Raw genomic sequence first — 24,322 nt, 5'->3', positions numbered from 1 at the left:
ATCTGACAAATAAAACCGCTTATATAATAGTTAAGCGGTTTTTGTTATGCTAAAATGAAATTCTAAGGAGAATGACAAAATGAAGTGGATTTCAACGATTTCAAAAATTGGCAAACAGGCAATTGAACCAAAAGGTGAAATGGTGATTTTATTCAGTGAAAATATCACACCAGAATTAGCTGAAGTTTCAATAATTCAAAAGTTTGATTCCAACACACCACTTAGTAGCTTTGTTTTTAAAAAAGGTGATACCATTACAATTGATGGACAAACGTTTATTGCTGACTATGTTGGTGCAATGGTGGTCAGTGATATGAAGGCAATGGGACATTTAACTTTGTTTTTTAATCAAAAAAAGCCGAAGAATCCCTTAGCTAATGCTGTCTATTTACCATTAACAGAAGAGCAGAGCATGCCAGAATTTAAAATCGACGATGACATTGTATATGAACATATTTGATTAGGATGATTTGATGGACTTGGAAAAAAAGCACAGAAGACAAACCATTTTTCAAAAATGGTTTTTAAACAATCGCTTTAGCATTGCTTTGGTAAATATTTTATTATTCTTCCTAATTATTTGGGTGTTTAATAAAATTTCCTTTGTGATGAACCCAGCTAGAATGTTTGTTAGCGCGATTTTGCCCCCGTTGGTGCTCGCGTTAATTCAGTACTATATTATGAATCCGCTAGTTGATTTATTAGAACGCAAGTATAAAGTGCCGCGGGTTGCGACAATTATTGTCTTGTTCCTCTTAGTAGCTGTTTTGTTAGTTTGGATTGTTAATACACTACTGCCAATTGTTCAGGCCCAAATTGATTCGCTAATTAGGCACTGGCCACACATATGGAATGATGCTACTTTGGCAGTGCAAAACCTCTTAAGCGATCCGCAACTGCATAGCGTAAAAAATAATATTAACGATGCAATTACACGTGCTCAGGACATGATTTTTAAATCAGGGCAAGACACAATTGATGCTACGCTGGATAATATTTCGTCTGCTATTAGCATTGTAACTGTGATTTTTATGACATTGTTAACAGCACCATTTATTTTGTTTTTCATGCTTAAAGATGGTCATAATTTGCGACCATATCTTACACAATTTGCTCCCAGAAAATGGCAAGATGGCTTTGGTCAACTTTTGTATGATATCAACTCTGCACTATCTTCTTACATTCGTGGTCAACTGACCGTTGCTTTTTGGGTAGGAATTATGTTTGCGATTGGCTATAGTGTAATCGGGTTACCTTATGGTATCGCACTGGCAGTTCTAAGTGCTTTCTTAAATTTGATTCCGTATTTTGGTACCTTTATTGCTTTTATTCCGGCAATCGTGGTTGGAATCATGATTTCAGTGCCAATGGTAATCAAAGTTTTGATTGTGTTCATGCTTGAGCAAACAATTGAGTCTCGAATCATCAGCCCACTCGTTATGGGTAATAAGATGGAGATGCACCCAGTAACAACAATTTTACTCTTAATTGGATCTAGTTCGGTTTGGGGGCTTTGGGGAGTTATCTTTGGGATTCCTATTTATGCTATATTAAAAATCATCACAATGCGTGTTTATAATTACTACCGTAAAGTTTCAAAGGTTTTTGATGAAGATGAAGCTGCCGCTTTAGCTAAAGAGGATACTGATAAAAACAAAGAAGTGACAGATTAAGAAAAAAGTGTGGTCACAAAACCACGCTTTTTACATTAAGGAGAAAGTAAATTGACCAATCATGTCGTTTTATACGAACCATTAATGCCAGCTAATACTGGTAATATCGCCCGGACTTGTGCTGGCACTGACACAGTTTTAGATTTAATTGAACCACTTGGTTTTCAAATTGATAACAAAAAGATGAAGCGAGCTGGTCTTGACTATTGGGACAAAGTGAATGTTCGTCGGCATGATGACCTTGAGGCTTTTCTTAATAGCTTGACGTCTAAAGACGAAATGTACTTAATTTCTAAATTTTCGACTAAAAATTATGCCGAGATTGATTATACCGATCCAAACAAAAACTATTATTTTGTTTTTGGTAAAGAAACCACTGGTCTACCGGAAACGTTTATGCGAAAATATTATGAACGTAATTTACGAATCCCAATGTCGGATAATATTCGCTGCTATAATCTTGCAAATTCAGTGGCAATTGTACTGCTTGAGGCACTACGTCAACAAGGCTTCCCTCATTTGGAAACAGCGCATCATTATGAAAATGATAAGCTTAAGGATAATTACGACCGACCGCAGCGCTACGAACGAAATTTAAAAGGAGAATAAAAATTGGACTTTAATAAAGAGACACCAGTAATTGTTAAGAACTTTCATTATGACATTAATGAAGAACTTGAAACTAAGGATAATGTCAACTTCGGCTTGAAAAAGGTTGAAAAGCAAAATGAAGATGGTTCAACTGACCCAGGAGCAGAGGGAAACTTTTTTGATGTGACCGTCGTTTTTGAGGTTGCTCCTGCTCCGGGTGAATTTACGGTTAGTGGAATGATTAGCCAAGTCGTGCAAATTAAAGACTATTTTGGTGAAGGTGACGACTTATCAAAAGCAGATTATAAATTGTTAAGCCGTCCGTTAGTTGAATATATTGAAACTTTGACTTATGAAGTTACCCAGATTACGCTGGAAGAACCAGTTAATTTGAACTTCCAAGCCAACTTTTAGTTTTTGATTAGGTGCAGTTATGCCTAAGAAAAAGAAAACAGCTAAAGCGCGTAAGAAAGCGCAGAATACAGGATTAACTTGGGCAATTATTGGTCTTATCCAAATTATTATTGTGGGCTTAGCAGCTTCAAGGTTTGGAATTTTAGGTAAACAAATTGCTAATGTTTTTCGTCTGTTTTTTGGCGACTCATATTTACTGATTGTAGGCCTGTGTGCAATTTTTGGTTTAATAATGCTGATCTATAATAAACCAATGCATTTTAAATTTAAGCGTAGCTGTGGATTACTGCTAGCCATATTGGGCTTTTTACTAATTCAAAGCAGCATCTATTTTGAACGTGAACTGGTTAATAATGCTTTTATGAATGCATTTTGGCATGAAATGTCAGCGGAATTTAGTAGAGCAGCGATTACTAAGTCAATTGGCGGTGGTGTGATTGGTGCACTATGCTATCAAGCTTTTTACCCACTACTTGGGCATATTGGTTTACGGGTATTTGCTGTTTTGTTCATTCCTATTGGCATTTTAATGTTCTTTGATGTTAAATTTGCTGATGTAATCAGAAGATTTCAGTCGTTTAGCCAGCTTTTTATCAATAAAAATAAAGAAGCTGGTTCAAAGTTGAAAAACAAATATAGCTCAATTCGGGAAGAACATGCACAAAAAGAAGCAGTAAATAACGACTTAATTGACCAGCACTCTGCTGAATCTTCAGTTTTTCCTAATGTTGATGATTTTGCAGTTAAAGACGAAAATGAGGAAACTGATCAGCCTACAGAAGTAAATCAAACTGATTTTCCAGAGGCTGAATTTGAATATAGCGAACCAGAAAATGATACTTCTACAGTGCAGTTTTCAAGTCATGATGAACCAAAAATTGATAAAGTTGATGCTGGACACTTTAACGATGAGTTGCCTAAGTCTCATTCTTTTTCGGATGAAGATCGGAAAATGGAATTGGAACTGGGCTCAGTAGATCATGGAGAATTCAAGCAAGATCAGAAAGTTAATCCAGAATACAAAAAACCGCCATTAACATTACTTGATCCGATTAAAAATACCGATCAAAGCACTGACAAAGCCTTAGTTAGAAAAAACACGCAAATCTTGCAGTCAACATTTAAGAGCTTTGGTGTTAATGTCATTATTAAAAAAGCAATTTTAGGGCCAACAATTACTCGTTACGAAGTTCAGCCTGCTGTTGGGGTTAAAGTTAGTCGAATTGTTAATTTAGCTGATGATCTTGCGTTGGCTCTTGCTGCTAAAGATATCAGAATTGAAGCGCCGATTCCCGGGAAGCCTTTTATAGGTATCGAAGTTCCCAATCGTTCGAATACTGTAGTTACCTTTAAAGACGTGATGCAAAATCAAGATGCCAAGGCAAAAAAGGATCCAATGGAAGTTCCGCTTGGAAAAGATGTTAGTGGTAAGATTATTTCGGCTAACCTAGCTAAAATGCCGCATCTTTTAATTGCTGGTTCAACTGGATCTGGTAAGTCAGTTGCTATTAACACCATTTTAACTAGCATTTTGATGAAAGCTAATCCTGATCAAGTTAAACTGATTTTAATTGATCCTAAAATGGTTGAATTATCAGTTTATAATGGTGTTCCGCACTTGTTAATTCCAGTAGTAACTGATGCCAAGCTTGCTGCTAACGCATTGAGTAAAGCAGTTAAGGAGATGGAGCGTCGCTACAAGCTCTTTGCTGCAAGTGGTGCCCGCAATATGGCAGAGTACAACGAAAAAGTTCGCATTAATAATCAGGATAAAACTAAACCGGTCATGAAACAGCTGCCTTATATTTTGGTGGTGGTTGATGAATTAAGTGATTTGATGATGGTTGGTGGTCATGACGTTGAAGGAGCAATTGTTCGGTTAGGACAAATGGCTCGTGCTGCCGGAATTCATATGATTTTGGCAACGCAAAGGCCGAGCGTTGATGTTATTACCGGATTAATTAAGGCCAATGTTCCTTCAAGAATTTCATTTGCGGTTTCTAGTGGCATAGATTCGCGGACAATTTTAGATCAAATCGGAGCAGAGAAGCTGCTTGGCCGTGGAGATATGCTTTATATGCCAGTGGGTGCTTCTAAACCTGACCGGATTCAAGGTGCTTATATTGCTTCGCACGAAGTTGAAAAAGTTATCTCATGGGTTCGTGAACAACAAAAGCCAGAGTATGATGAGGGTATGATTCCGCAAAAAAGTGAAGAAACTACTGACAGTGCTGATGATGAACCAGAAGATGAATTTTACGACCAAGCCGTTGACCTAGTTCGGCGCCAGCAAGCTGCTAGTGTTTCTATGTTGCAAAGAAGGTTCCGAATTGGTTATAATCGAGCGGCTCGAATTGTAGATGAAATGGAGGCCAAAGGAGTTGTTGGTCCTTCTGAAGGCTCGAAGCCACGACAAGTGCTTTTACCGCCGCTAAAGAATGATGAGCATAGTTAAAATATTTAAGAAAGTTTAGCATGTCAAGTTTTTATTCTATATTGCTGTTAAAAAATGGTAAAATTAAACCGAAATCTGAACTCATTTAGATATGACCACTAATGAAGAGTATGCGATAATTTTATGATTTTTGAAATATCCGTTAGTAGAGTAAGTAAAAGAGGAAAATCATAATGCAGCGAGCGATTATATTTGGCGCTACCGGTGGAATAGGGCAAGCAATTTGCTCTGATTTAGCCCAAGCTGGCTGGTCTTTATATATTCATTGCAGTCAAAATTGGCAAAAAGCTTGTGATCTGGGAAAACGGTTAAGTCTGGAATATCCTCAGCAAGACTTTATTCCAATTAAGATGAATTTTTTGGCGGAAAATGACGCTTTGGTGAACTTTGTCAATAACTTGCTGCCAGTTAACGCTGCTGTTTTTGCTCAGGGAATTACAGATTATCACTTCGTTAATGGGCAAGCGTTAAGTAAAATTGATGAAATAGTGCAGGTAAATCTCACTACGCCGGTTAAGCTAACCGGTCTGCTTGAATCGTTGCTGATTAAAAATGATTTTAGTCGAGTTGTTTTTTTGGGATCCGTGTACGGAAACCAAGGTAGTGCAATGGAAGCTGTTTATAGCGCAACCAAGGCAGGATTAACTCGTTTTTGTCAAAGTTATGCGCGCGAAGTAGCGTCAGCTAACTTAACTGCCAATGTGATTGCTCCGGGCGCTGTTGATACGGCAATGAATGCAGCTGTGGGAACCGAAGCGATGACTGAAGTTAAAAATGAAATTCCACTGGGACGCTTAGCTACCGGCAATGATGTTTCTTATTGGGTTAAGATGTTACTTGATCCGCGTTCAAGCTATTTAACTGGCCAAACAATCTATGTGAGTGGTGGATGGCTAATATAAATGGTAAAAGTAATTAGTAGTATATGTTATACTCATTGTAGAAAATTATTAATTAAAAGAGGTTACTATGGCAGATATCGGAGACAAATTACGCAGTGCCAGAGAGGCAAAGGGACTTTCAATTGAGGATATTGAAAAAGCAACCAAAATTCAAGGTAGATATCTGACGGCAATTGAGCAAGATGATTTTGATAAGCTACCAGGTGATTTTTATGTGCGTGCTTTTATCAGGCAATATGCCCAGATTGTTGGTTTAGACGGAAAACAGCTTCTTAGCGAATATCACAGTGAAATTCCTCAGTCTGAACCAGATGAATATGTTGAAGATTCTATTGATAATAAGAGTGAAGAGATTCATAAGACAACTAATAGTAAGAAAAAACTATGGCGTGATTATCTTCCTCGCATCATCATTGGGGTTGGAACTGTCGTTGTAGTATTAGTTTGCTACGTAGTTTATGCACATTTTTCGTCCAATAATCAAGCTGATAATTCTGCCAATGATGTAGCTGTTTCATCCGATGATACCAGTAAACCGAAAAAGAAGAAGATTAAGAAAAAATCTGTTAAAATTAAAGAGTTGGCCACGGGACAATATCAAATTACTGGTTTAAAGGATAATCGTAATTTTGTAGTACGTGCTGGTGATCAGGCTACTAATGTTTCTATTACAATTAATGGAACTAGCAGAACTGATTTGAGTTTGGTTGCTGGACAAAAGCACACGATGTATATTCCTGAAAACACGCAGTCAATTGTGGTTACCTTTAGTAATGCACTAGGAACTTCTATTTCTGTAGGTGGCAAAAAGGTGCCATATAATGCGCAAGCAGCATACACTACAATGACGTTCTACATCGGCAAACGCCATACAAATAGTCAGACAACCAATAATAACACTGGTCAAACCGACAACTCAAATTCTGGTCAAACTTCTACTAATCAACAGAATCAAGGTCAACAGCAAAATAATGGTACGACTGATAATTCTCAACAAAATGGTCAGAATAATCAAAACGGCCAAAATAATACTGGTCAAGGTAATACCGGAACCAACGAAACAAATAATAATGGACACACTGGACAAACTAACAACTCTACCGGTAATAATAGTGGTAGATAAGTGGTTACCAAGTAGGAGGAAAAATTTAGTATGAATTTACCTAATAAGTTAACGGTTTTTAGAATCATTTTGATTCCAGTATTTATGTTGATTGTGATTTTTGGTGGCGATGCAAATGTTAAAGTTGCCGGTACAACTGTTTACTGGAGATTAGTGATTGCAGCAATTGTGTTTGCTATTGCGGCAGCTACTGATTGGTTTGATGGTCACATTGCCCGCTCCCGTAATTTGGTAACTAACTTTGGTAAGTTTGCCGATCCGTTAGCAGATAAGATGCTGACTATGACTGCGTTTATTATGCTTATTTCCTTGAAACTAGCTCCGGCTTGGGTTGTGGCTATCATTGTTTGCCGCGAATTAGCTGTTACTGGTTTACGCTTAATTCTTGCTGAAAACAAGGGTCAGGTTATGGCTGCTGAAATGCCAGGCAAAATTAAAACAACTTGCCAGATGTTATCAATTATTTTCTTGTTAATTGGTGACTTCTACCATATTGGAACCATCTTGCTTTACCTCGCTTTACTCTTTACTATTTACTCTGGTTGGGATTATTTCCATAGTTCATGGGATGTCTTTAAAGGTTCAATGTAATAGCTATTAAAAAATTTAATCCTCTAAGCTAGAATAATCTGGTTTAGAGTTTTTTAATGTTGAAGAAAAATAAATTAATTTGGCTGTTTTAAAGAAACAAGAACATTTTGCGTACTTAATTAATGCAAACCAGAAATTTTAAAACATTTGTTCGTATATTCCTTGCAAATATATACTAAATCAAAGTATAATTAGTGAGTATTAAATTGAGGACTATCTGCTAGAGGAGGAAAAATTCTTGGCCAAAGATGAAAAACAAGCTGCATTGGAAAATGCACTAAAAAAAATCGAAAAGAATTTTGGTAAAGGTGCCGTTATGCGCATGGGTGATAAAGCAAATACCAAGATTTCGACGGTTCCATCCGGTTCGCTTGCACTTGATGCAGCTCTTGGAGTTGGCGGTTATCCGCGAGGTCGAATTGTAGAAATCTATGGTCCCGAATCATCAGGTAAAACGACAGTTGCTCTTCATGCAGTAGCTGAAGTACAAAAACGTGGAGGCACTGCCGCTTATATCGATGCGGAAAATGCAATGGATCCAGCATATGCAGAAGCACTAGGGGTTGATGTTGACTCACTTATTTTGTCACAACCCAATACTGGTGAAGAAGGATTGCAAATTGCTGATACACTGATTACTAGTGGAGCAATCGATATTTTAATTGTCGACTCTGTTGCTGCATTGGTACCTCAGGCTGAAATTGATGGCGAAATGGGTGACAGCCATGTTGGTTTACAAGCTCGTTTGATGAGTCAGGCTTTACGTAAGCTTTCAGGTAATATCAACAAAACAAAAACTATTGCAATTTTTATTAATCAAATTCGTGAAAAAGTTGGAATTATGTTTGGCAATCCAGAAACCACTCCTGGTGGAAGAGCGCTAAAATTCTATTCAACCATTCGTTTGGAAATTAGAAGAGCGGAAAAGATTAAGCAAACTGGTGGAGAAATTACAGGTAACCGCGTTAAAATTAAGGTTGTTAAAAATAAAGTTGCCCCGCCATTTAAAGTTGCTGAGGTTGATATGATGTATGGTAAGGGTATTTCGCAGAGTGGCGAATTACTTGATATGGCAGCTGAAAAGGACATTATTGCCAAAGCTGGCTCGTGGTATTCTTACCATGATGAGCGTATCGGACAAGGCCGGGAGAATGCCAAACAATATTTAGAAGATCACCCCGATGTTTATGACGAAGTTCAGCATCTAGTTCGACAAGCATATGGAATTGATGAAGAGTCAATTGCTGATCGTGAAGACCCGGAAAAAGTGAAAGCTAAAAAGGCTACGGCAACAAAGAATACGGAAAAGGAGGCTTCTGATCAAAAAGAAGCCGATAACAAAAGTAGTTAATGTTGAAGAGATTAACCTTGATCTGTAATTCAGATCAAGGTTTTTTCTTGTCGTTTGACATAATTCCAGAAGATTATTATTATTAATAATGTGTTAATAATCTAGAAAAATAAAAAAGGCGATAGTAATCATGACAAATACAATTTTGATTCCCGTTGCGATTGCTATTATTTCAATTTTACTGGGCACAGTCGTTGGTTACGCGGTTCGCAAGAACATTTGGGAGAAGAATGCCCGAAATGCACAAAGCGATGCTGACCATATTTTAACCGAAGCAAAAGCACAAGTAGATGCTGCAAAAGCTGAAGTCAATGCTCAAAAACAGGCAGCAGATGCTTTAAAACAAAGTGCACAAAATACCAAAAAAGAAAAAATTCTTGAAGCTCAAGAAAAAATTCAAGAATATCGACAAAAGGCTGAAGACGACTTAAACGTTAAACGCGACATAATTGCACGTGATAATAATCGTTTGCAACAACGTGAAGATACTCTTGATCATAAAAGTTCTTTGTTGGCGGAAAGAGAAAACGGACTTACTGAAAAAGAAGATCAATTAAAAAAGCAGGAATCTGAACTAAATGAAAAGCTGCAAGAAGCCGATCAACTAGTTGAAAAGAATCAGCAGAAACTCTATGAGATAGCTAATTTGAACAAAGACCAAGCTAAAAAACTGGTCCTTGATCAATTAACCGATGAACTAGTCAAAGAACGCGCGGAAATGATTAAAAATAGTAATGAAGAAATTCAAACTAAAGCTGATCATTATGCTCGCAAGATTATTATTGACGCAATTCAAAGCAGTTCGGCTGATACTGTCGCTGAGACAACTGTTTCAGTGGTTGACCTACCAAATGAAGAAATGAAGGGCCGTATTATTGGCCGTGAAGGCCGTAATATTCGTTCTTTTGAAGCTCTTACTGGAGTTGATTTGATAATTGACGATACTCCTAAAGTAGTTACGCTCAGTGGCTTTGATGCCATTAGACGTGAAATTGCCAAACGGGCAATGGAGCGCTTAGTTAAAGACGGCAGAATTCATCCGGCTCGAATTGAAGAGATGGTTGATAAAGCGCGTAAAGAAGTCAACGACGACATTTATGAAGCTGGGGAAAGTGCCTTAATGGAACTTGGAATCCATAAGATGAATCCAGAGTTAGTTAAGATTCTTGGTCGATTAAAATATCGGACTTCGTATGGTCAGAATGTTCTTGGCCATTCAATTGAGGTTGCTAAACTGGCTGGTACAATGGCAGCTGAGTTAGGTTTAAATGAAAAATTAGCGGTTCGCGCGGGATTATTACACGATATAGGAAAAGCCATCGATCATGATATTGAGGGGTCACACGTTGAAATTGGTGTAGAATTAACCAGAAAATATCATGAACCCGATGTAGTTATTAACGCAATTGCGGCACACCATGGAGATGTTCCGAAGTTATCGTTTATTGCTGAACTAGTTGTTGCAGCCGATACGATTTCATCAGCTCGTCCTGGTGCAAGAAGTGAGAGTTTAGAAAATTATATTAGACGATTGACTGAACTTGAACAAATTGCAAATAAATATGATGGAGTTAAACAAGCTTATGCCATTCAAGCAGGACGTGAAGTTCGCGTAATGGTAGAACCAGAAAAGATTTCGGATGATCGGATTACCGTTTTGGCTCGAGATATCCGTAATCAAATTGAAAAAGAACTTGATTACCCTGGAAATATTAAAATTACAGTAATTCGCGAGAAACGGGTAGTAACTGTTGCAAAATAAATAAAAAGTTGAATCTGAAAGATTCAGCTTTTTTTGTTTTGTGCTATTTATTTTGTGGCGTAAATGAACATAAAATATCGTAATTAAATATATTTTAGTAAAATGAAAGGGTATACAATACGAATTAGTTAGGGGGAGCCGAAATGAAATTAAGGGTATCTCGGGAATTAAAGAGCTTTTTGCATGATTTAGGCTATCCGTTTGATTCCATTTCAGGTTTGCTCAATTCCAGTGTTATGGACAAATACCTTAATTCAAAGTGGATTAAAAATTCTCGTACATTTGAAATACTGGATAAAGAAGCAACCAACGAACAACTTTTAGCATGTAGTGATGTCAGCAATTTTTATCAGTTTGTTCCTCCTTACTTTGCTGCACTATCTAGTAAGAATGGAATGCAGGCAATTTCAAGATTGGCATCATATGAACAACTAATTGGTCCAATTGAAATGGGTACATTTAAAGAGGGTGAAAATCTAAGAATTCACATTAGCTATCTTGATCAATACCGTAAAGGTTCTCGTTTTAGCTTGTTAGTTGATCAGATTTCGCTAATTAGCTTACTTAGAACGGGTACCAACAAAACAATCATACCGCTCTCAATTGGTAGTAGATTTAATTATGGGCCCGAAATTACAAAATACTTGGGAATTGAGCCGCAAAAAAGCCAAGATAATTATTTAGTTTTTGGCAAACAAGATTTACTTCGCCCCTTTTCTACTCAAAACGATGTTATCTGGAGTTTTATGGAACCAGGGCTCAAAAAATACATTAGGGAGCTGAATATTGATCCGCCTTTTTCAGCGGTAGTCCAAAACACTTTGTTTAAACTGATTGCTGGTGGCAATTTTCAGTTAAAAAATGTAGCCGATGAATTAGGAATTTCTTCTCGAACTGTTCAAAGGTGGTTAAGAAAAGAGCATACCAGTTTTAACGAGCAACTTCAAACTGTTCAAAAAGTTCTGGCATTGAATTTATTACAAGATATGACTCTTACCACTGCAGAGGTTAGTTTTTTAGTCGGTTTTAGTAATGTAACTTCTTTTTATAAGTCATTTAAAAAATGGACAGGAAAGACAGTTTTAAAATACCGTCATCAAATGATTTTGACAAAAAATAGTATTAACTCAACCATATAAATAATGCTCAAAATGAAAGGAGCAAAAAAATGATTTTAAAAAATGATGCATCATGGAATGCAACTTATGACGTAGTGGTAGTTGGTTTTGGTGGAGCTGGTGCAACTGCTGCTCGCTTTGCCGCAGATAACGGAGCAAAGGTTCTATTAGTCGATAGTGCACCCGAAGGACATGAAGGTGGCAATACGCGCTACTGTGGACAAATAGTTCAGGCAGGCTATGACTTTGATAAACTTAAAAAATATTATCAGCAAATGACTGCTCCGCTAGATTTAGATGAAAAAGTTCTTGACACTTTTGTTAAAGGAATGGTTGATTTACCAGATTACTTTGAAAAGTACTTAGGAGGAAAAGCATTCAGCGTTCGAAATAATCCAGGAAATAAGAATGTAGCCCTTTTAGCATATATGATTGCCGAATATCCAGAATTTGAAGGTGCTGAAACAAATGATGATTTGCTTATTCATGATCATATTTTTGATGCTGCCTTATGGAAAAAATTGCGCCAAAATGTACTGGATCGCAGTGACAAAATTGATGTTTTATATTCCACTCCAGCTAAGCACTTAATCCAAGATGATGATAAGACAATTGTTGGAGTTCAAATTGAAAATAATCATAAGGTATTTAATGTTAGAGCAAAAAACGGAGTCATTTTAACTCTAGGTGGTTTTGAAAATAACGAAGAAATGATTCAAGACTATCTCGGTGAAACAAAGCTCTTGCCGTATGGAACTTTATATAATAACGGCGATGGCATTAAGATGGCAATTGAAGTGGGTGCTGATCTGTGGCACATGAATAATTATGAACCAGGTGGTCCGGTTAATATTGCCGCACCAAAAGGTCAGCGTGCTCATAGTACTATGGCTTGGAAATCACTATTTACTGGTTCTCTTATTACAGTAGGGGATGATGGTACGCGTTATATCGCTGAAGATGATCCAACTCGTCACGGGCATCGATATAATCATGGTATTTGGAGAATTCCATTGGCGCAAGTTCATCCACATATGATTTTTGATCAAAAGAAATATGATGAATTTATGGCCGAAAACCACGATAATTTCCAAAAAGAAACAATGCAAAAAGTCGTAAAATCTGACACAGTTGAAGATCTAGCAAAAGAAATTGATGTTGATTCAGCAGTTTTGCAAAAAACTCTTGAAACATATAACTTCTTTGTTGATCAAGGCATTGATTATCAATGTGGTAGAAAGCCAGAATCAATGGTTAAAATTTCACTTGCTGGCCCGTTATACTCGCTGGCCCAACAACACACTATGCTTAACACGCAGGGTGGACCTAGGCGTAATGAAAAAGCTGAAGTTCTGGATACTGATCATAAGGTATTGCCACATTTATATGCCGCAGGTGAACTCGGTCACATTGGTGCAAATCAATATAACGGTGGTGGTGATATTGCTGATTGTCTCATTTTCGGGAAAATTGCGGGTGAAAACGCAGCTAAAAGTAAAAACGAAGATGTAAATACCGGTGCTAGTGTGAGTGCTAGTCAAATAAGTACTGACTTTCCGCGTTCAGACCTCGAAGAAAAAGAATATCCAACAGGTCATAACCAATATATCGGAAGATCAAATAATGGTATGGGTAATGAAATCGTTGTTCGTGTAACAGTTGATAATCATCAAAAGCTAAGTGAAATCGAAGTTCTAAAAGAGAGTGAATCACCTGACTATGGTGGAAAAGCGATTAAACAGCTCCAAGAAAAAATGCTTCAAGAAAAATCAGCGGATGTAGACGTCGTGTCAGGTGCTTCTGCTACTAGTCGAGCATTTAAAGAAGCTGTAAGTTCTGCAATTAAAAAAGCTCAAAATTAAAGGAGGCAAATTTTATGGCTAATCTAAAGGACGGAACATACCAAGGCACAGGCTCCGGTAATCGCGGTGAGGTTAAGGTTTCGGTTACCGTTAAAGATAATGTTATTAAAGATGTCAAGATTGACTACCAAGATGAAACTGAAGGTATTAGTACAGCTGCGCTTGAAAAAGCACCCAAGCTGATTATTGAAAATCAATCATATAATATCGATGCTGTCACAGGTGCGACAATTAGTTTTCAAGCAGTTGAGAAAGCCGTTAAAAATGCTCTTCTTAAAGCTGGTGATGCCCGCGGCTTCGATAAAAAAGTTGATTTGAGAACAGTTGCTAAAAATGATGAAATAAAAGATTTTCGGTATATGGATCCGTCTAAGGTCAAATTTGAAGATGAAGCTGATGTTTTGGTAATTGGCTCAGGTGCTGCTGGCTTGTCAGCTGCAATTTCGGCTCGCCAAGAAGGAGTATCAGTGCTTTGTCTAGAGTATACTTCTAGTTACATGTTATCGGACATGACCTTATCCGGAGGCTACTACAATGCCGGAGGCGGCACTAGTTTACAAAAAACACAAGGAATTAAAGACACAAAAGAAAACTGGAATAATTATTTGAAAGCAGTTGGTCAAGGATATGAAGACGCCGATATGCGTGAAGAAATCGTTGAACATGGAGCAGAAGACTATGAGTGGCTAGCAAACGATGTAGGTGTTAATTTCCAAGAAGTTCAGCAAATCGGCAATGAAGAAGCAATGAAAGAATATGCCGTGCCAGCTGCTCGTTCACACTTAACAGTTGAAAAAAGTGGTTACGGATTATCCCAACCTTTGTTTAATAAAGCAAAAAAACTAGGAACTAAATTCATTTTCAATATCACTGCAGAGAATCTGATTACTGATAAAAATAATGACGTAATCGGTGTCCATACCAACAAAGGAAATTTTAAAGGTCAAAGTGTAATTATCGCTACTGCGGGATTTTCACGCAATAAAGAAATGCTAAAAAGTTTCGCACCTGATTTTGCGGTTGGCGAATCATATGGCTCAATTAGACAAATGGGCGATGGCATTACAATGGGCGCGCAAATTGGAGCGAAACTAAAGGATATGTGGATGCCAATCGCAAATTCAATTGGCACGCAGTCCGGTGATAATGTTTGTATCGGACCCTTGTGTGCGGCATGGACCAAACCATATATATGGGTTGGAACTGATGCTAAAAGACATTTTAGAGAAGATATGTACTTTGAATTTGCTTCAAAGAAGATTGCTGCCTTAAATGGTGGCTATGTTTGGCTTCTTTTCGACGAAGGAATGGCCAATGAAATGCCAACTGAATTTTCGGCTCCCGCAGCATCTCCTCATCTAAAGCGCGAAGTAGAAGATGGATATTTTAAAAAAGCCGATACAATTGAAGAATTAGCTCGACAGACTAACTTAGACCCAACCATACTTAAAGAAACAATATCTCGCTGGAATACAGATGTTAAAAAAGGCAAAGACACCGAATTTGGGCGTAAAAAAGACCTAACTGCTTTTAAAGCACCATATTATGCTGCCAAACTAGCACCGTCTACTCCCGATATGGCTGGTGGATTAAGTATTAATAGAAAAGCTGAAGTTTTAGATAATCAAAATCAACCAATTACTAACTTATATGCCGCCGGTAGTACGACTGGTGGCTGGCGCGGTATGACCTATCCAGGATGCGGTATGGGAATTACTAATGCAGTTGTTTTTGGTAGAATTGCTGGCGTAAGTGCTGCTCAAAATTCGCTTGCCACTAATGATACTAGCTCAGGTGCTTCGCAGCAATAAGCTTAAGCTATAAAAAATTGGATTTGAAAAAGTCCAATTTTTTATTTAGTAATGATGACTATCATTTGTCAGAGTTTTTTACATTAGCTTAAAGCAGCGCAAGGAGTGATTTGTACATTTTTAAACAAGTCGGTATAATTAAAGCAATTAATTGATGAAAGTAGCCGACTATGTTTAAGATTATTGTTGAATTATTCTTCTTAGTGATTATTCAAGCCTCAATTACCCCGTTTATTCGGAGACTGGCCTTTGTTTTGGGCGCAGTTGATGTTCCTAATAAACGTCGAGTTAATAAAAAGCCAATGCCAACTTTGGGTGGACTGGGCATTTTTGTGACATTTAATATTGGTGTTTTTATCCTTTTACGAGAACAATTTCCCACACATGAAGCGTTTAGTATTTTATTGGGCTCAAGTGTAATTGTTTTAACGGGAATAATTGATGACATCATGGAGCTTAAGCCTCGTCAAAAAATGTTTGGTATTTTTATCGGCGCGTTAATTATTTATTTTTTAGCGGGAATCAAAATGAATGTGCTTAATCTGCCATTTGTTAATAAGCAAATTGACCTAGGTTGGTGGAGCTTACCTATCACTATCTTTTGGATTCTTGCCTTGACTAATGCCGTTGATTTAATTGACGGATTAGATGGATTAGCCACTGGCGTATCAATGATTTCCTTAACTACAATGGGAGTTGTTGGTTATTTTTTCTTACATACTGGTCAGCTTTATATTCCAATTGGCTGTTTTATGTTGGCAGCTTGCCTACTAGGTTTTTTGCCTTATAACTTTCACCCTGCAAAAATGTTTTTAGGTGACACAGGGGCGCTTTACATCGGCTTTATGATTGCTGTATTTTCGCTCAAAGGCTTAAAGAATGTGACTTTCATCTCAATGCTTGTGCCCGTAACAATTTTGGGAGTGCCAATTGCTGATACGATTTATGCGATGATTCGGCGTAAACTTAATAATCAACCAGTTTCACAAGCCGATAAGCATCACTTGCATCATCAGTTAATGAAAATGGGTTTGACACATCGCCAGACAGTATTAGCAATTTATGCGTTATCACTAATTTTTTCATTTATTGCCTTGCTGTTCCTACTTTCTCCAACTTGGGGCATGTGGTTACTGATTGCCGGTTTATTAGTAGCAGTTGAACTTTTTGTGGAATCAATTGGTCTATTAGGCGAAAAATATAAACCACTGTTGCAAATAATACAGAAGATAATTAATTCGCGTAGTCGCAAAGATCCAAATGTAGAGGTTTGGCATTTAGGCCAAGAAAAACCAGAACAACTAAAAAACAAAAATAAAAAGGACTAATTTCAGTCCTTTTTTATTTTTCACGATAGTTATGGTCAGTAACTAAAATTTCGTTATACCGCTTTTGGCCAGTAGAGATTGTTATTTTTTCATTTAAAAGATTAGTCAATTTTTTCTCGAAAACCGTTTGTTCATTTTCATCAACAAAAACCCGAAAAACTATATCAATTCCATATTCAATTTTTTTAACAAAAATTTCGGCTTGGCTTAAAAAATGATTCACTTCGTCTAAGCGTTTATAATCCACATGAAAAATCAGCTCTTGTTGCAAGACACATTTAACCACGCCAATAGCTTCTACACCTTTTGTTACACTGTTGGAATAGGCGCGAATCAACCCTCCGGCACCAAGTTTAGTTCCGCCAAAGTACCTAGTTACAATAGCAGTAACATTCTTTATGCTCATCAATTGCAGAGCCTTTAATTCAGGAACGCCGGCTGTTCCTGCCGGTTCACCATTGTCGCTAGCTTTGACATGTTCGTCATTTAAACCGATTGTATATGCAAAAGTATTATGAGTAGCATCACGGTATTTTTTGGTAGTTTCTATAATTGCTTTTTCCGCTTCTTGGACGGTATTAGTTCGCACTAGAGTAGTTATAAAACGGCTTTTTTTGATGATAAGTTCATTATTGCCATTTGCTTTAATGGTTAAAAATTTTTTTGCTTCTGCCAAAAAGTTTTCCTCGTTTTTACGTAATTAAAATTGGAGGACAAAGAAATGAAAAGTACATCGTTTCTCGTCGGTCGCCAGTGGCTTAGTAGTCAAGAGGATTTTAACACAATTAAGAACGTAACTAAAATCAAGGCGATTGAAAATAATCACTGCAATCGATGTGGCAGTTTGATTTCTGCCAAACTGCCAAATGGAAAAAAATACTGTCGCGGATGTATTGAGATTGGAAGAATTGTAGAAGGGGATTATTTGATTCGTTATGATCAAGAATTTACTTTTCCAAAAAGAAAAAATGGTGCCCTAACTTGGACAGGTAAACTAACTGATGATCAGGCCAAATTGTCCTATAAATTAGTAGATAATTTTGAAAATGAAAAGAACACACTTGTGCATGCCGTAACTGGAGCTGGTAAGACGGAAATGCTTTTTCCTGTAACTGCAAAATGTATCGCTAAAGGCAAAAGATGCGGTATTGCAACTCCAAGAATTGATGTCGTTAATGAACTCTATCCCCGATTTCAGGCAGCATTTAGTACACTGAAAATTGGCAAATATCACGGTCGTGATTATAAAGAGCCACAAATAGAGCAACTAACTATCTGCACAACACATCAATTATTAAAGTTCTATCATGCTTTTGACTTGTTAATAATTGATGAAGCTGATTCGTTTCCATATGCAAATGATTCTCAACTTCACTTTGGTGCTGTAAATGCAGTTAAAACAAAAGGGGTGCGAGTCTATTTAACGGCAACGCCACCACCTGATTTATTGCAGGAAGTTAAAAGAAAAAAATTAACAATTTTGCAACTGAATCATCGTTTTCATGGTGGTCTTTTACCTGTTCCCAAAGAGCAATTGTTTCTACGTCCGTTTATTAAAAAAGGCCAACTTCACTCTCAATTATTAAAGGAGATAATTGACGTAATTAGTAAAGGCCATCCGCTTTTGCTGTTTGTTCCAAGAGTTGAGCAAATTACTCAGTATTTAAATGCTCTTCAAAAAGAGCCCCAATTAAGTAATATCAACATGGACGGAGTTCATGCAGATGACAAGGAAAGACTTGATAAAGTGCAAAAATTTCGTGATGGAGAATTGCAACTGCTTGTTACCACTACAATTTTAGAACGTGGGGTAACCTTTAAACACGTTTGGGTTATTGTTGTAGCAGCTGACGACCAAATTTATACTACATCAAGTCTGGTTCAAATTGCTGGTCGAGTGGGCCGTGCTAAAGATGACCCAGATGGTTTGGTATTATTTTGTTATCACAAGTATACTGAGAGCCTTCGCAGTGCAGTGAAACAAATAGCAGGTTTAAATCAATGAAAAAATGCTTACTTTGCGGTCAAAATTTTGTGCCTGAGCTATCTTTTAGGCGTATTTTTTCATTTCGTAATTATCGAGAACAGTGTCTGTGCCAGTATTGTCTGGCAAGATTTGAGCGTTTAACGGGGCGTAGATGCAATTTTTGTAGCAAAGAAATTAGTGTAGGAGCAACGTGCCGTGACTGCCTGGAATGGAAGCAAAAGTATAACGGTTTCTTATTAAAGCATCAGGCAGTTTATCGCTATAATATAACTTTTCACGAGCTAATGGTTAACTACAAACGTTATGGAGACTACATTTTGAATCAGGTTTTACAGGAACTTTGTTATCAGGAACTTTATAAAATAAAAGCAGATTTTTATGTTCCGCTTCCAACTGCACCAGAACACATCAAAAAACGTCAGTTTGATACGGTTAGAGCAATTTACGATGATTTATTACCACTTACACTAGCTTTAGGTAAAAATAGCGGCTTTGACGCTCAGGGTGAAAAAAATCGAAAACAAAGGCTAAAGAGTAGACAGAGTTTTTTTGTTAAAGAAAATCTTAATATTGATATGAATTTTAAAAGAATACTGTTATTAGACGATATTTATACCACGGGACGAACGCTCTACCATGCGCGAGATGCGCTCTGTAAGGCTTTTCCCCAAGCTATAATAGCTAGTTTTTCAATTTGTAGATAAGACGAATCTTGTTCAGCGCTTACAAGTTTTGTTATAATAAATATAAGAAAAGACTGCATAAGCAGTTGAAAGGAGAATCTCATATGTTAAAGTATAACGTTCGTGGCGAGAATATTGAGGTAACCGATTCTTTAAGAAGTTACGTTGAGAAACGTCTAAAAAAATTAGAAAAATATTTCGAATTAAATCAAGATATGGTCTCCCATGTTAATTTGAAAGTCTATCGAGATCACACTGCTAAAGTTGAAGTTACTATTCCACTGCCGTACTTAGTATTGAGGGCTGAAGAAACAACAGATGATATGTATCGTAGTATTGACTTTGTTTCCGAGAAATTAGAAAGACAAATAAGAAAATATAAAACTCGCGTTAATCGTAGAAGTCGTGAAAAGGGCATGAGTGATTTCTTTGTTGGAGGATCAGATGATCTGGCTAAAGAAAAAGATGCCGGTGAATTTACAATTGTTCGTAATAAGCAGATTGGCTTGAAACCAATGAGTCCTGAAGAGGCTATTTTACAAATGAATATGTTAGAGCATGATTTCTTTGTTTTCTTAGACGCGGAAACGAATGGCACAAGCGTTGTCTACCGCAGAAATGATGGTCGTTACGGTTTGATTGAAACCAAATAGAATAAGTTGCTACTTAAGTGAAGACCTCACATTTAGTGTGAGGTCTTCGTTTCGTTTATTTTTCATTTAGGCCCAATCATGTTAAAATTATTATGTGTTTTTATACTTAAGTACATATAAGGATCGATTAAATGGCAAACATTTTAAAGAAACTATACAACAACGATAAAAGAGAGCTAAGAAAATTCGAAAAACTAGCTGCTCAAGTTGAAGGTTACGCTGATGAATACAGCAAACTTTCTGATGAACAATTAAAGGCTAAAACTCCTGAATTCCGTACTCGTTTGAATGACGGAGAGTCATTGGATTCGCTTTTGCCTGAAGCTTTCGCAGTTTCCCGTGAAGGTGCTAAACGTGTGCTGGGGTTATATCCTTTCCACGTTCAAGTTTTGGGAGGTATTGCCTTACATTTTGGTAATATTTCAGAAATGATGACTGGTGAGGGTAAAACTTTAACAGCAACTATGCCAGTTTATCTGAATGCACTGACAGGTAAAGGTGTTCATGTTGTTACTGTTAATGAATATTTATCTAGCCGTGATGAAGAAGAAATGGGTCAGTTATACAGATGGCTGGGCTTAACCGTGGGCTTGAATCTTAACTCTATGTCACCGGATGAAAAACGTGAAGCGTACAGCTGTGACGTAACTTACTCGACTAACTCGGAACTGGGCTTTGATTACTTGCGCGATAACATGGTAGTTTACAAAGAACAGATGGTTCAGCGTGAACTTAATTATGCTATTATCGATGAAGTCGATTCTATTTTGATTGATGAGGCTAGAACTCCGCTAATTATTTCGGGCGAAGCCGAGCAAGCTAATGGTGACTATATTCGAGCAGACCGCTTTGTTAAAACTTTGAAAGAAGACAAAAGTGACGACGACGTTGATGATGACAAAGACTATGGTGATTACAAGATTGATTGGCCAACAAAAACTATTTCTTTGACCAGAACAGGTATTCAAAAAGCTTGTGATCATTTTGGTCTGAAAAACTTGTATGACATTGAAAATCAAAAGTTGGTTCACCATATTGATCAAGCCTTACGTGCTAATTACATTATGCTGAAAGATATCGATTATGTTGTTCAAGATGGAGAAGTATTGATTGTCGATTCATTCACTGGTCGTGTGATGCAAGGTCGTCGCTATTCTGATGGTCTTCATCAAGCAATTGAGGCTAAAGAAGGCGTTAAGATACAAGAAGAGTCCAAGACTCAAGCCACGATTACTTACCAGAACTTCTTCAGAATGTATAACAAGCTTTCAGGGATGACCGGTACTGCTAAAACGGAAGAAGAAGAATTTCGTGAAATCTATAACATGCAGGTTATTACTATTCCAACTAATCGACCAAATATTAGAGAAGATAAATCAGATATTTTGTATCCAACTTTAGATTCTAAGTTTACTGCGGTGGTAAACGAAATTAAGGAACGCCACGCAAATGGTCAACCAGTTTTGGTAGGTACGGTTGCGGTTGAAAGCTCAGAGAGATTGAGTAAGTTACTCAATCAAGAAAGTATTCCGCATGCTGTTTTGAACGCAAAAAACCATGCCAAAGAAGCGCAAATTATTATGAATGCTGGACAGCGTGGTGCAGTAACAATTGCAACCAACATGGCTGGTCGTGGTACTGATATCAAGTTAGGACCTGGAGTTAAAGAGCTGGGCGGATTATCGGTAATTGGTACCGAACGTCACGAATCGCGAAGAATTGATAATCAGCTTCGTGGACGTTCAGGTCGTCAAGGTGATCCCGGTGTTACACGTTTCTACTTATCACTTGAAGATGATTTAATGAAACGTTTCGGTGGCGATCGAGTTAAGGATTTCCTTGATCGCTTATCTGATGATGTTGATGATAAAATTATCGAAAGTCGCTTAATTACTCGGCAAGTTGAATCAGCTCAAAAACGTGTTGAAGGTAATAACTACGATACGCGTAAGCAAACTCTACAGTACGATGATGTTATGCGTATTCAGCGTGAAATTATTTACGGCGAACGTATGCAAGTTATTGGGGAAGAAAATTCACTTAAAGATGTCTTAATACCAATGATTCGCCGAACAATTAATAGCCAAGTTGATATGTTTACCCAAGGTGATCGTAGTAAGTGGCGCTTGGATTCTCTGCGTGATTTCATTAGTTCTAGCATACTTTCAGAAGAAAAGACTAATGAGATCGACTTTAAGAAGATTACAGTTCCTGAATTAAAAGAGAAATTGTATGATGAAGTTGAAAATAATTATAATGAGAAGGCTGAAGTTTTAGCTGATCCTTCACAAATGTTGGAATTTGAAAAAGTGGTCATTCTCCGAGTAGTCGATGATCGCTGGACTGACCATATCGATGCTATGGATCAGTTGCGTCAATCGATTAGTCTTCGTGGATATGGACAGCTTAATCCACTGGTTGAATACCAAGATTCTGGTTACAACATGTTTGAAGAAATGGTTTCGAATATTGAGTTTGATGTAACTCGCTTATTTATGAAAGCTGAAATCAGACAAAATCTTAGTCGGTAAAAAGTTAAGATTGAAGAGAAAGCAGCGAGCTTTCTCTTTTTTACTTTATAATCTTCAGGAGAAATTTTAAATAAATGGAAATTAGTGAAATTCAGAACCAATTAGACGAATTAAAAAAGCGGCTTGACCACTTTAGGGGGTCTCTTTGACTTAGATTCAATTGACGAAAGCATTGCTGTTAATGACAGCAAAATGCAAGAACCGACTTTTTGGAATGATCAAGAAAAAGCGCAAGAATTAATTAGTGAAAACAACTTTCTAAAAGAAAAACGCGACTCCTTCTTGAAGTTAGAGGAAGACTATCAAAATGAAATAATTACAATGGAATTATTGCGAGAAGAACCTGATGATGATTTACAAAAAGAAGTTGTTGAAGACTTAGACCATTTACAAGCCGAATTTCATAATTACGAAATGGATTTGCTGCTATCTGGCAAATACGATAGTCATAATGCTTTGCTTGAAATTCACCCTGGTGCTGGCGGAACTGAGGCGATGGATTGGGGACAAATGCTGCTGCGGATGTACCAACGCTATGCCGATATTCGTAATTTTAAGTTTGAAATTAATAATTATGAACCAGGCGAAGAAGCTGGTCTGAAGAGTGTCAGTGTGCGAGTTAGTGGAAAAAATGCATACGGGTTACTTAAATCTGAAAATGGTGTACACCGTTTAGTAAGAATTTCACCATTTGATTCGGCCAAAAGAAGACATACTTCTTTTGCATCAGTTGAAGTAATTCCAGAAATTGATGATAGTATCAAAATTGACATTAATCCCAAAGATTTGCGAATTGATGTTTATCGCTCTAGTGGTGCTGGTGGTCAGCATATTAATAAAACTTCTAGTGCAGTTAGAATAACTCACTTGCCTACTGGCTTTGTTACTACTTCGCAAGCACAACGCTCGCAACTGCAAAACCGCGAAACTGCAATGAATGAACTGCGAGCAAAACTTTTCCACTTGGAAGAAGAAAAAAAGCGTCAGCACAAGCAAGAACTTAAAGGTGACCAAAAAGAAAATGGCTGGGGTTCTCAAATCAGGTCGTATGTTTTTCATCCTTATAATTTGGTTAAAGATTTAAGAACAGGCTATGAAACTTCTGACACAAGTGGTGTAATGGATGGAAAGTTGCAACCATTTGTGTATTCATATTTGCAATGGTTGCTAAGTCAGGATAATCCAGAATAGGTGGAAAAATGAGTTTTTGGGGAATCGTTGGCATTGTTATATTGGCAGTGGTAATTTTGAGTATAACTTTTGCTTTCTTTCACATTTTGTTCATGTTATTACCAGCTGTATTGGTAATAGCGGGAATTTTATGGTTGATTAATCATTTTACTAAAAAAGATGATCATCAACCAAGCAATGGTCCTAATTATAAAACTTGGAATGACTGGTCAAATAGCAATAGAGTTAGACCAAGACGTAAAAAAGTTCGTGACGCCCATACTAAAGATGTAGATAAGTAGTCTATGAGGCAAAAA

General features: G+C 37.2%; 21 protein-coding genes. 20 read left to right on the top strand and 1 reads right to left on the bottom strand.

The features are described from left to right. Window positions 1–79: 79 nt before the first annotated feature. The 14 genes from AC2JF9_RS02635 to AC2JF9_RS02570 all read left to right on the top strand — a co-directional run bounded on the left by AC2JF9_RS02635 (window position 80) and on the right by AC2JF9_RS02570 (window position 16,981). Window positions 80–460, top strand: coding sequence for a PTS glucitol/sorbitol transporter subunit IIA (locus tag AC2JF9_RS02635; protein WP_500725222.1), 381 nt, complete (start codon window positions 80–82; stop codon window positions 458–460). Window positions 461–473: 13 nt separating this feature from the next. Next, window positions 474–1,673 (top strand): AI-2E family transporter, encoded by a 1,200-nt coding sequence (locus AC2JF9_RS02630; protein WP_500725221.1) that lies wholly within the window; start codon window positions 474–476, stop codon window positions 1,671–1,673. A 51-nt stretch (window positions 1,674–1,724) separates the two neighbouring features. Then, the gene (locus tag AC2JF9_RS02625) at window positions 1,725–2,282 is read left to right on the top strand and encodes a tRNA (cytidine(34)-2'-O)-methyltransferase (RefSeq protein ID WP_500725220.1); all 558 of its coding nucleotides are present in this window, start codon (window positions 1,725–1,727) and stop codon (window positions 2,280–2,282) included. 3 nt (window positions 2,283–2,285) lie between these two features. Next, window positions 2,286–2,678 (top strand): DUF1149 family protein, encoded by a 393-nt coding sequence (locus AC2JF9_RS02620; protein ID WP_500725219.1) that lies wholly within the window; start codon window positions 2,286–2,288, stop codon window positions 2,676–2,678. A gap of 19 nt (window positions 2,679–2,697) precedes the next feature. Continuing rightward, a complete protein-coding gene (locus tag AC2JF9_RS02615; protein ID WP_500725217.1) occupies window positions 2,698–5,133 on the top strand; it encodes a DNA translocase FtsK in 2,436 nt (811 codons plus the stop codon). Between the two features lie 173 nt (window positions 5,134–5,306). Beyond that, window positions 5,307–6,035: an elongation factor P 5-aminopentanone reductase gene (gene ymfI, locus AC2JF9_RS02610; protein WP_500725215.1), complete on the top strand. Its 729-nt coding sequence runs from the start codon at window positions 5,307–5,309 to the stop codon at window positions 6,033–6,035. Between the two features lie 67 nt (window positions 6,036–6,102). Next, complete coding sequence (locus AC2JF9_RS02605) at window positions 6,103–7,158, top strand: helix-turn-helix domain-containing protein (protein WP_500725213.1); 1,056 nt, start codon at window positions 6,103–6,105, stop codon at window positions 7,156–7,158. 30 nt (window positions 7,159–7,188) lie between these two features. Next, entirely contained in the window at window positions 7,189–7,749 is a 561-nt protein-coding gene (gene pgsA / locus AC2JF9_RS02600; RefSeq protein ID WP_500725211.1) for a CDP-diacylglycerol--glycerol-3-phosphate 3-phosphatidyltransferase, read from the top strand. 238 nt (window positions 7,750–7,987) lie between these two features. After that, window positions 7,988–9,100, top strand: coding sequence for a recombinase RecA (gene recA / locus AC2JF9_RS02595; RefSeq protein ID WP_500725209.1), 1,113 nt, complete (start codon window positions 7,988–7,990; stop codon window positions 9,098–9,100). Between the two features lie 130 nt (window positions 9,101–9,230). Next, entirely contained in the window at window positions 9,231–10,862 is a 1,632-nt protein-coding gene (gene rny / locus AC2JF9_RS02590) for a ribonuclease Y (RefSeq protein ID WP_500725207.1), read from the top strand. Window positions 10,863–11,005: 143 nt separating this feature from the next. Next, a complete protein-coding gene (locus AC2JF9_RS02585; RefSeq protein WP_500725205.1) occupies window positions 11,006–12,001 on the top strand; it encodes an AraC family transcriptional regulator in 996 nt (331 codons plus the stop codon). Between the two features lie 29 nt (window positions 12,002–12,030). Beyond that, window positions 12,031–13,842, top strand: a complete 1,812-nt coding sequence (locus AC2JF9_RS02580) for an FAD-dependent oxidoreductase (protein ID WP_500725204.1) — start codon at window positions 12,031–12,033, stop codon at window positions 13,840–13,842. Window positions 13,843–13,856: 14 nt separating this feature from the next. Next, entirely contained in the window at window positions 13,857–15,653 is a 1,797-nt protein-coding gene (locus AC2JF9_RS02575) for an FAD-dependent oxidoreductase (RefSeq protein WP_500725202.1), read from the top strand. Window positions 15,654–15,823: 170 nt separating this feature from the next. Continuing rightward, window positions 15,824–16,981: a glycosyltransferase family 4 protein gene (locus AC2JF9_RS02570; protein ID WP_500725200.1), complete on the top strand. Its 1,158-nt coding sequence runs from the start codon at window positions 15,824–15,826 to the stop codon at window positions 16,979–16,981. A 13-nt stretch (window positions 16,982–16,994) separates the two neighbouring features. Here AC2JF9_RS02570 and AC2JF9_RS02565 read toward each other — a convergent pair whose 3' ends face one another. Then, window positions 16,995–17,657, bottom strand: coding sequence for a YigZ family protein (locus AC2JF9_RS02565; RefSeq protein WP_500725198.1), 663 nt, complete (start codon window positions 17,655–17,657; stop codon window positions 16,995–16,997). Window positions 17,658–17,702: 45 nt separating this feature from the next. Here AC2JF9_RS02565 and AC2JF9_RS02560 point away from each other — a divergent pair, with 45 nt between their 5' ends. The 6 genes from AC2JF9_RS02560 (at window position 17,703) to AC2JF9_RS02535 (ending at window position 24,307) form a co-directional block, all read left to right on the top strand. Beyond that, the gene (locus AC2JF9_RS02560) at window positions 17,703–18,986 is read left to right on the top strand and encodes a helicase-related protein (RefSeq protein WP_500725196.1); all 1,284 of its coding nucleotides are present in this window, start codon (window positions 17,703–17,705) and stop codon (window positions 18,984–18,986) included. After that, a complete protein-coding gene (locus AC2JF9_RS02555) occupies window positions 18,983–19,672 on the top strand; it encodes a ComF family protein (RefSeq protein WP_500725195.1) in 690 nt (229 codons plus the stop codon). The genes AC2JF9_RS02560 and AC2JF9_RS02555 overlap by 4 nt, the downstream gene beginning before the upstream one ends. A gap of 83 nt (window positions 19,673–19,755) precedes the next feature. Then, on the top strand, window positions 19,756–20,304 hold the full coding sequence (hpf, locus tag AC2JF9_RS02550; RefSeq protein ID WP_500725193.1) for a ribosome hibernation-promoting factor, HPF/YfiA family: 549 nt from the start codon (window positions 19,756–19,758) through the stop codon (window positions 20,302–20,304). A 131-nt stretch (window positions 20,305–20,435) separates the two neighbouring features. After that, window positions 20,436–22,835 (top strand): preprotein translocase subunit SecA, encoded by a 2,400-nt coding sequence (gene secA, locus AC2JF9_RS02545; RefSeq protein WP_500725191.1) that lies wholly within the window; start codon window positions 20,436–20,438, stop codon window positions 22,833–22,835. A gap of 74 nt (window positions 22,836–22,909) precedes the next feature. Next, window positions 22,910–24,026 (top strand): peptide chain release factor 2 gene (prfB, locus tag AC2JF9_RS02540; protein WP_500725190.1). Its coding sequence is split into 2 segments (ribosomal slippage): window positions 22,910–22,981 and window positions 22,983–24,026, totalling 1,116 coding nucleotides; the frame shifts between segments, so codons are not numbered across the junction. An 8-nt stretch (window positions 24,027–24,034) separates the two neighbouring features. Continuing rightward, a complete protein-coding gene (locus tag AC2JF9_RS02535) occupies window positions 24,035–24,307 on the top strand; it encodes a hypothetical protein (RefSeq protein WP_500725188.1) in 273 nt (90 codons plus the stop codon). Window positions 24,308–24,322 lie beyond the last annotated feature (15 nt).

The organism is Lactobacillus sp. C449L, from assembly GCF_059900815.1.
This window is presented reverse-complemented; position numbering and strand designations above follow the sequence as displayed.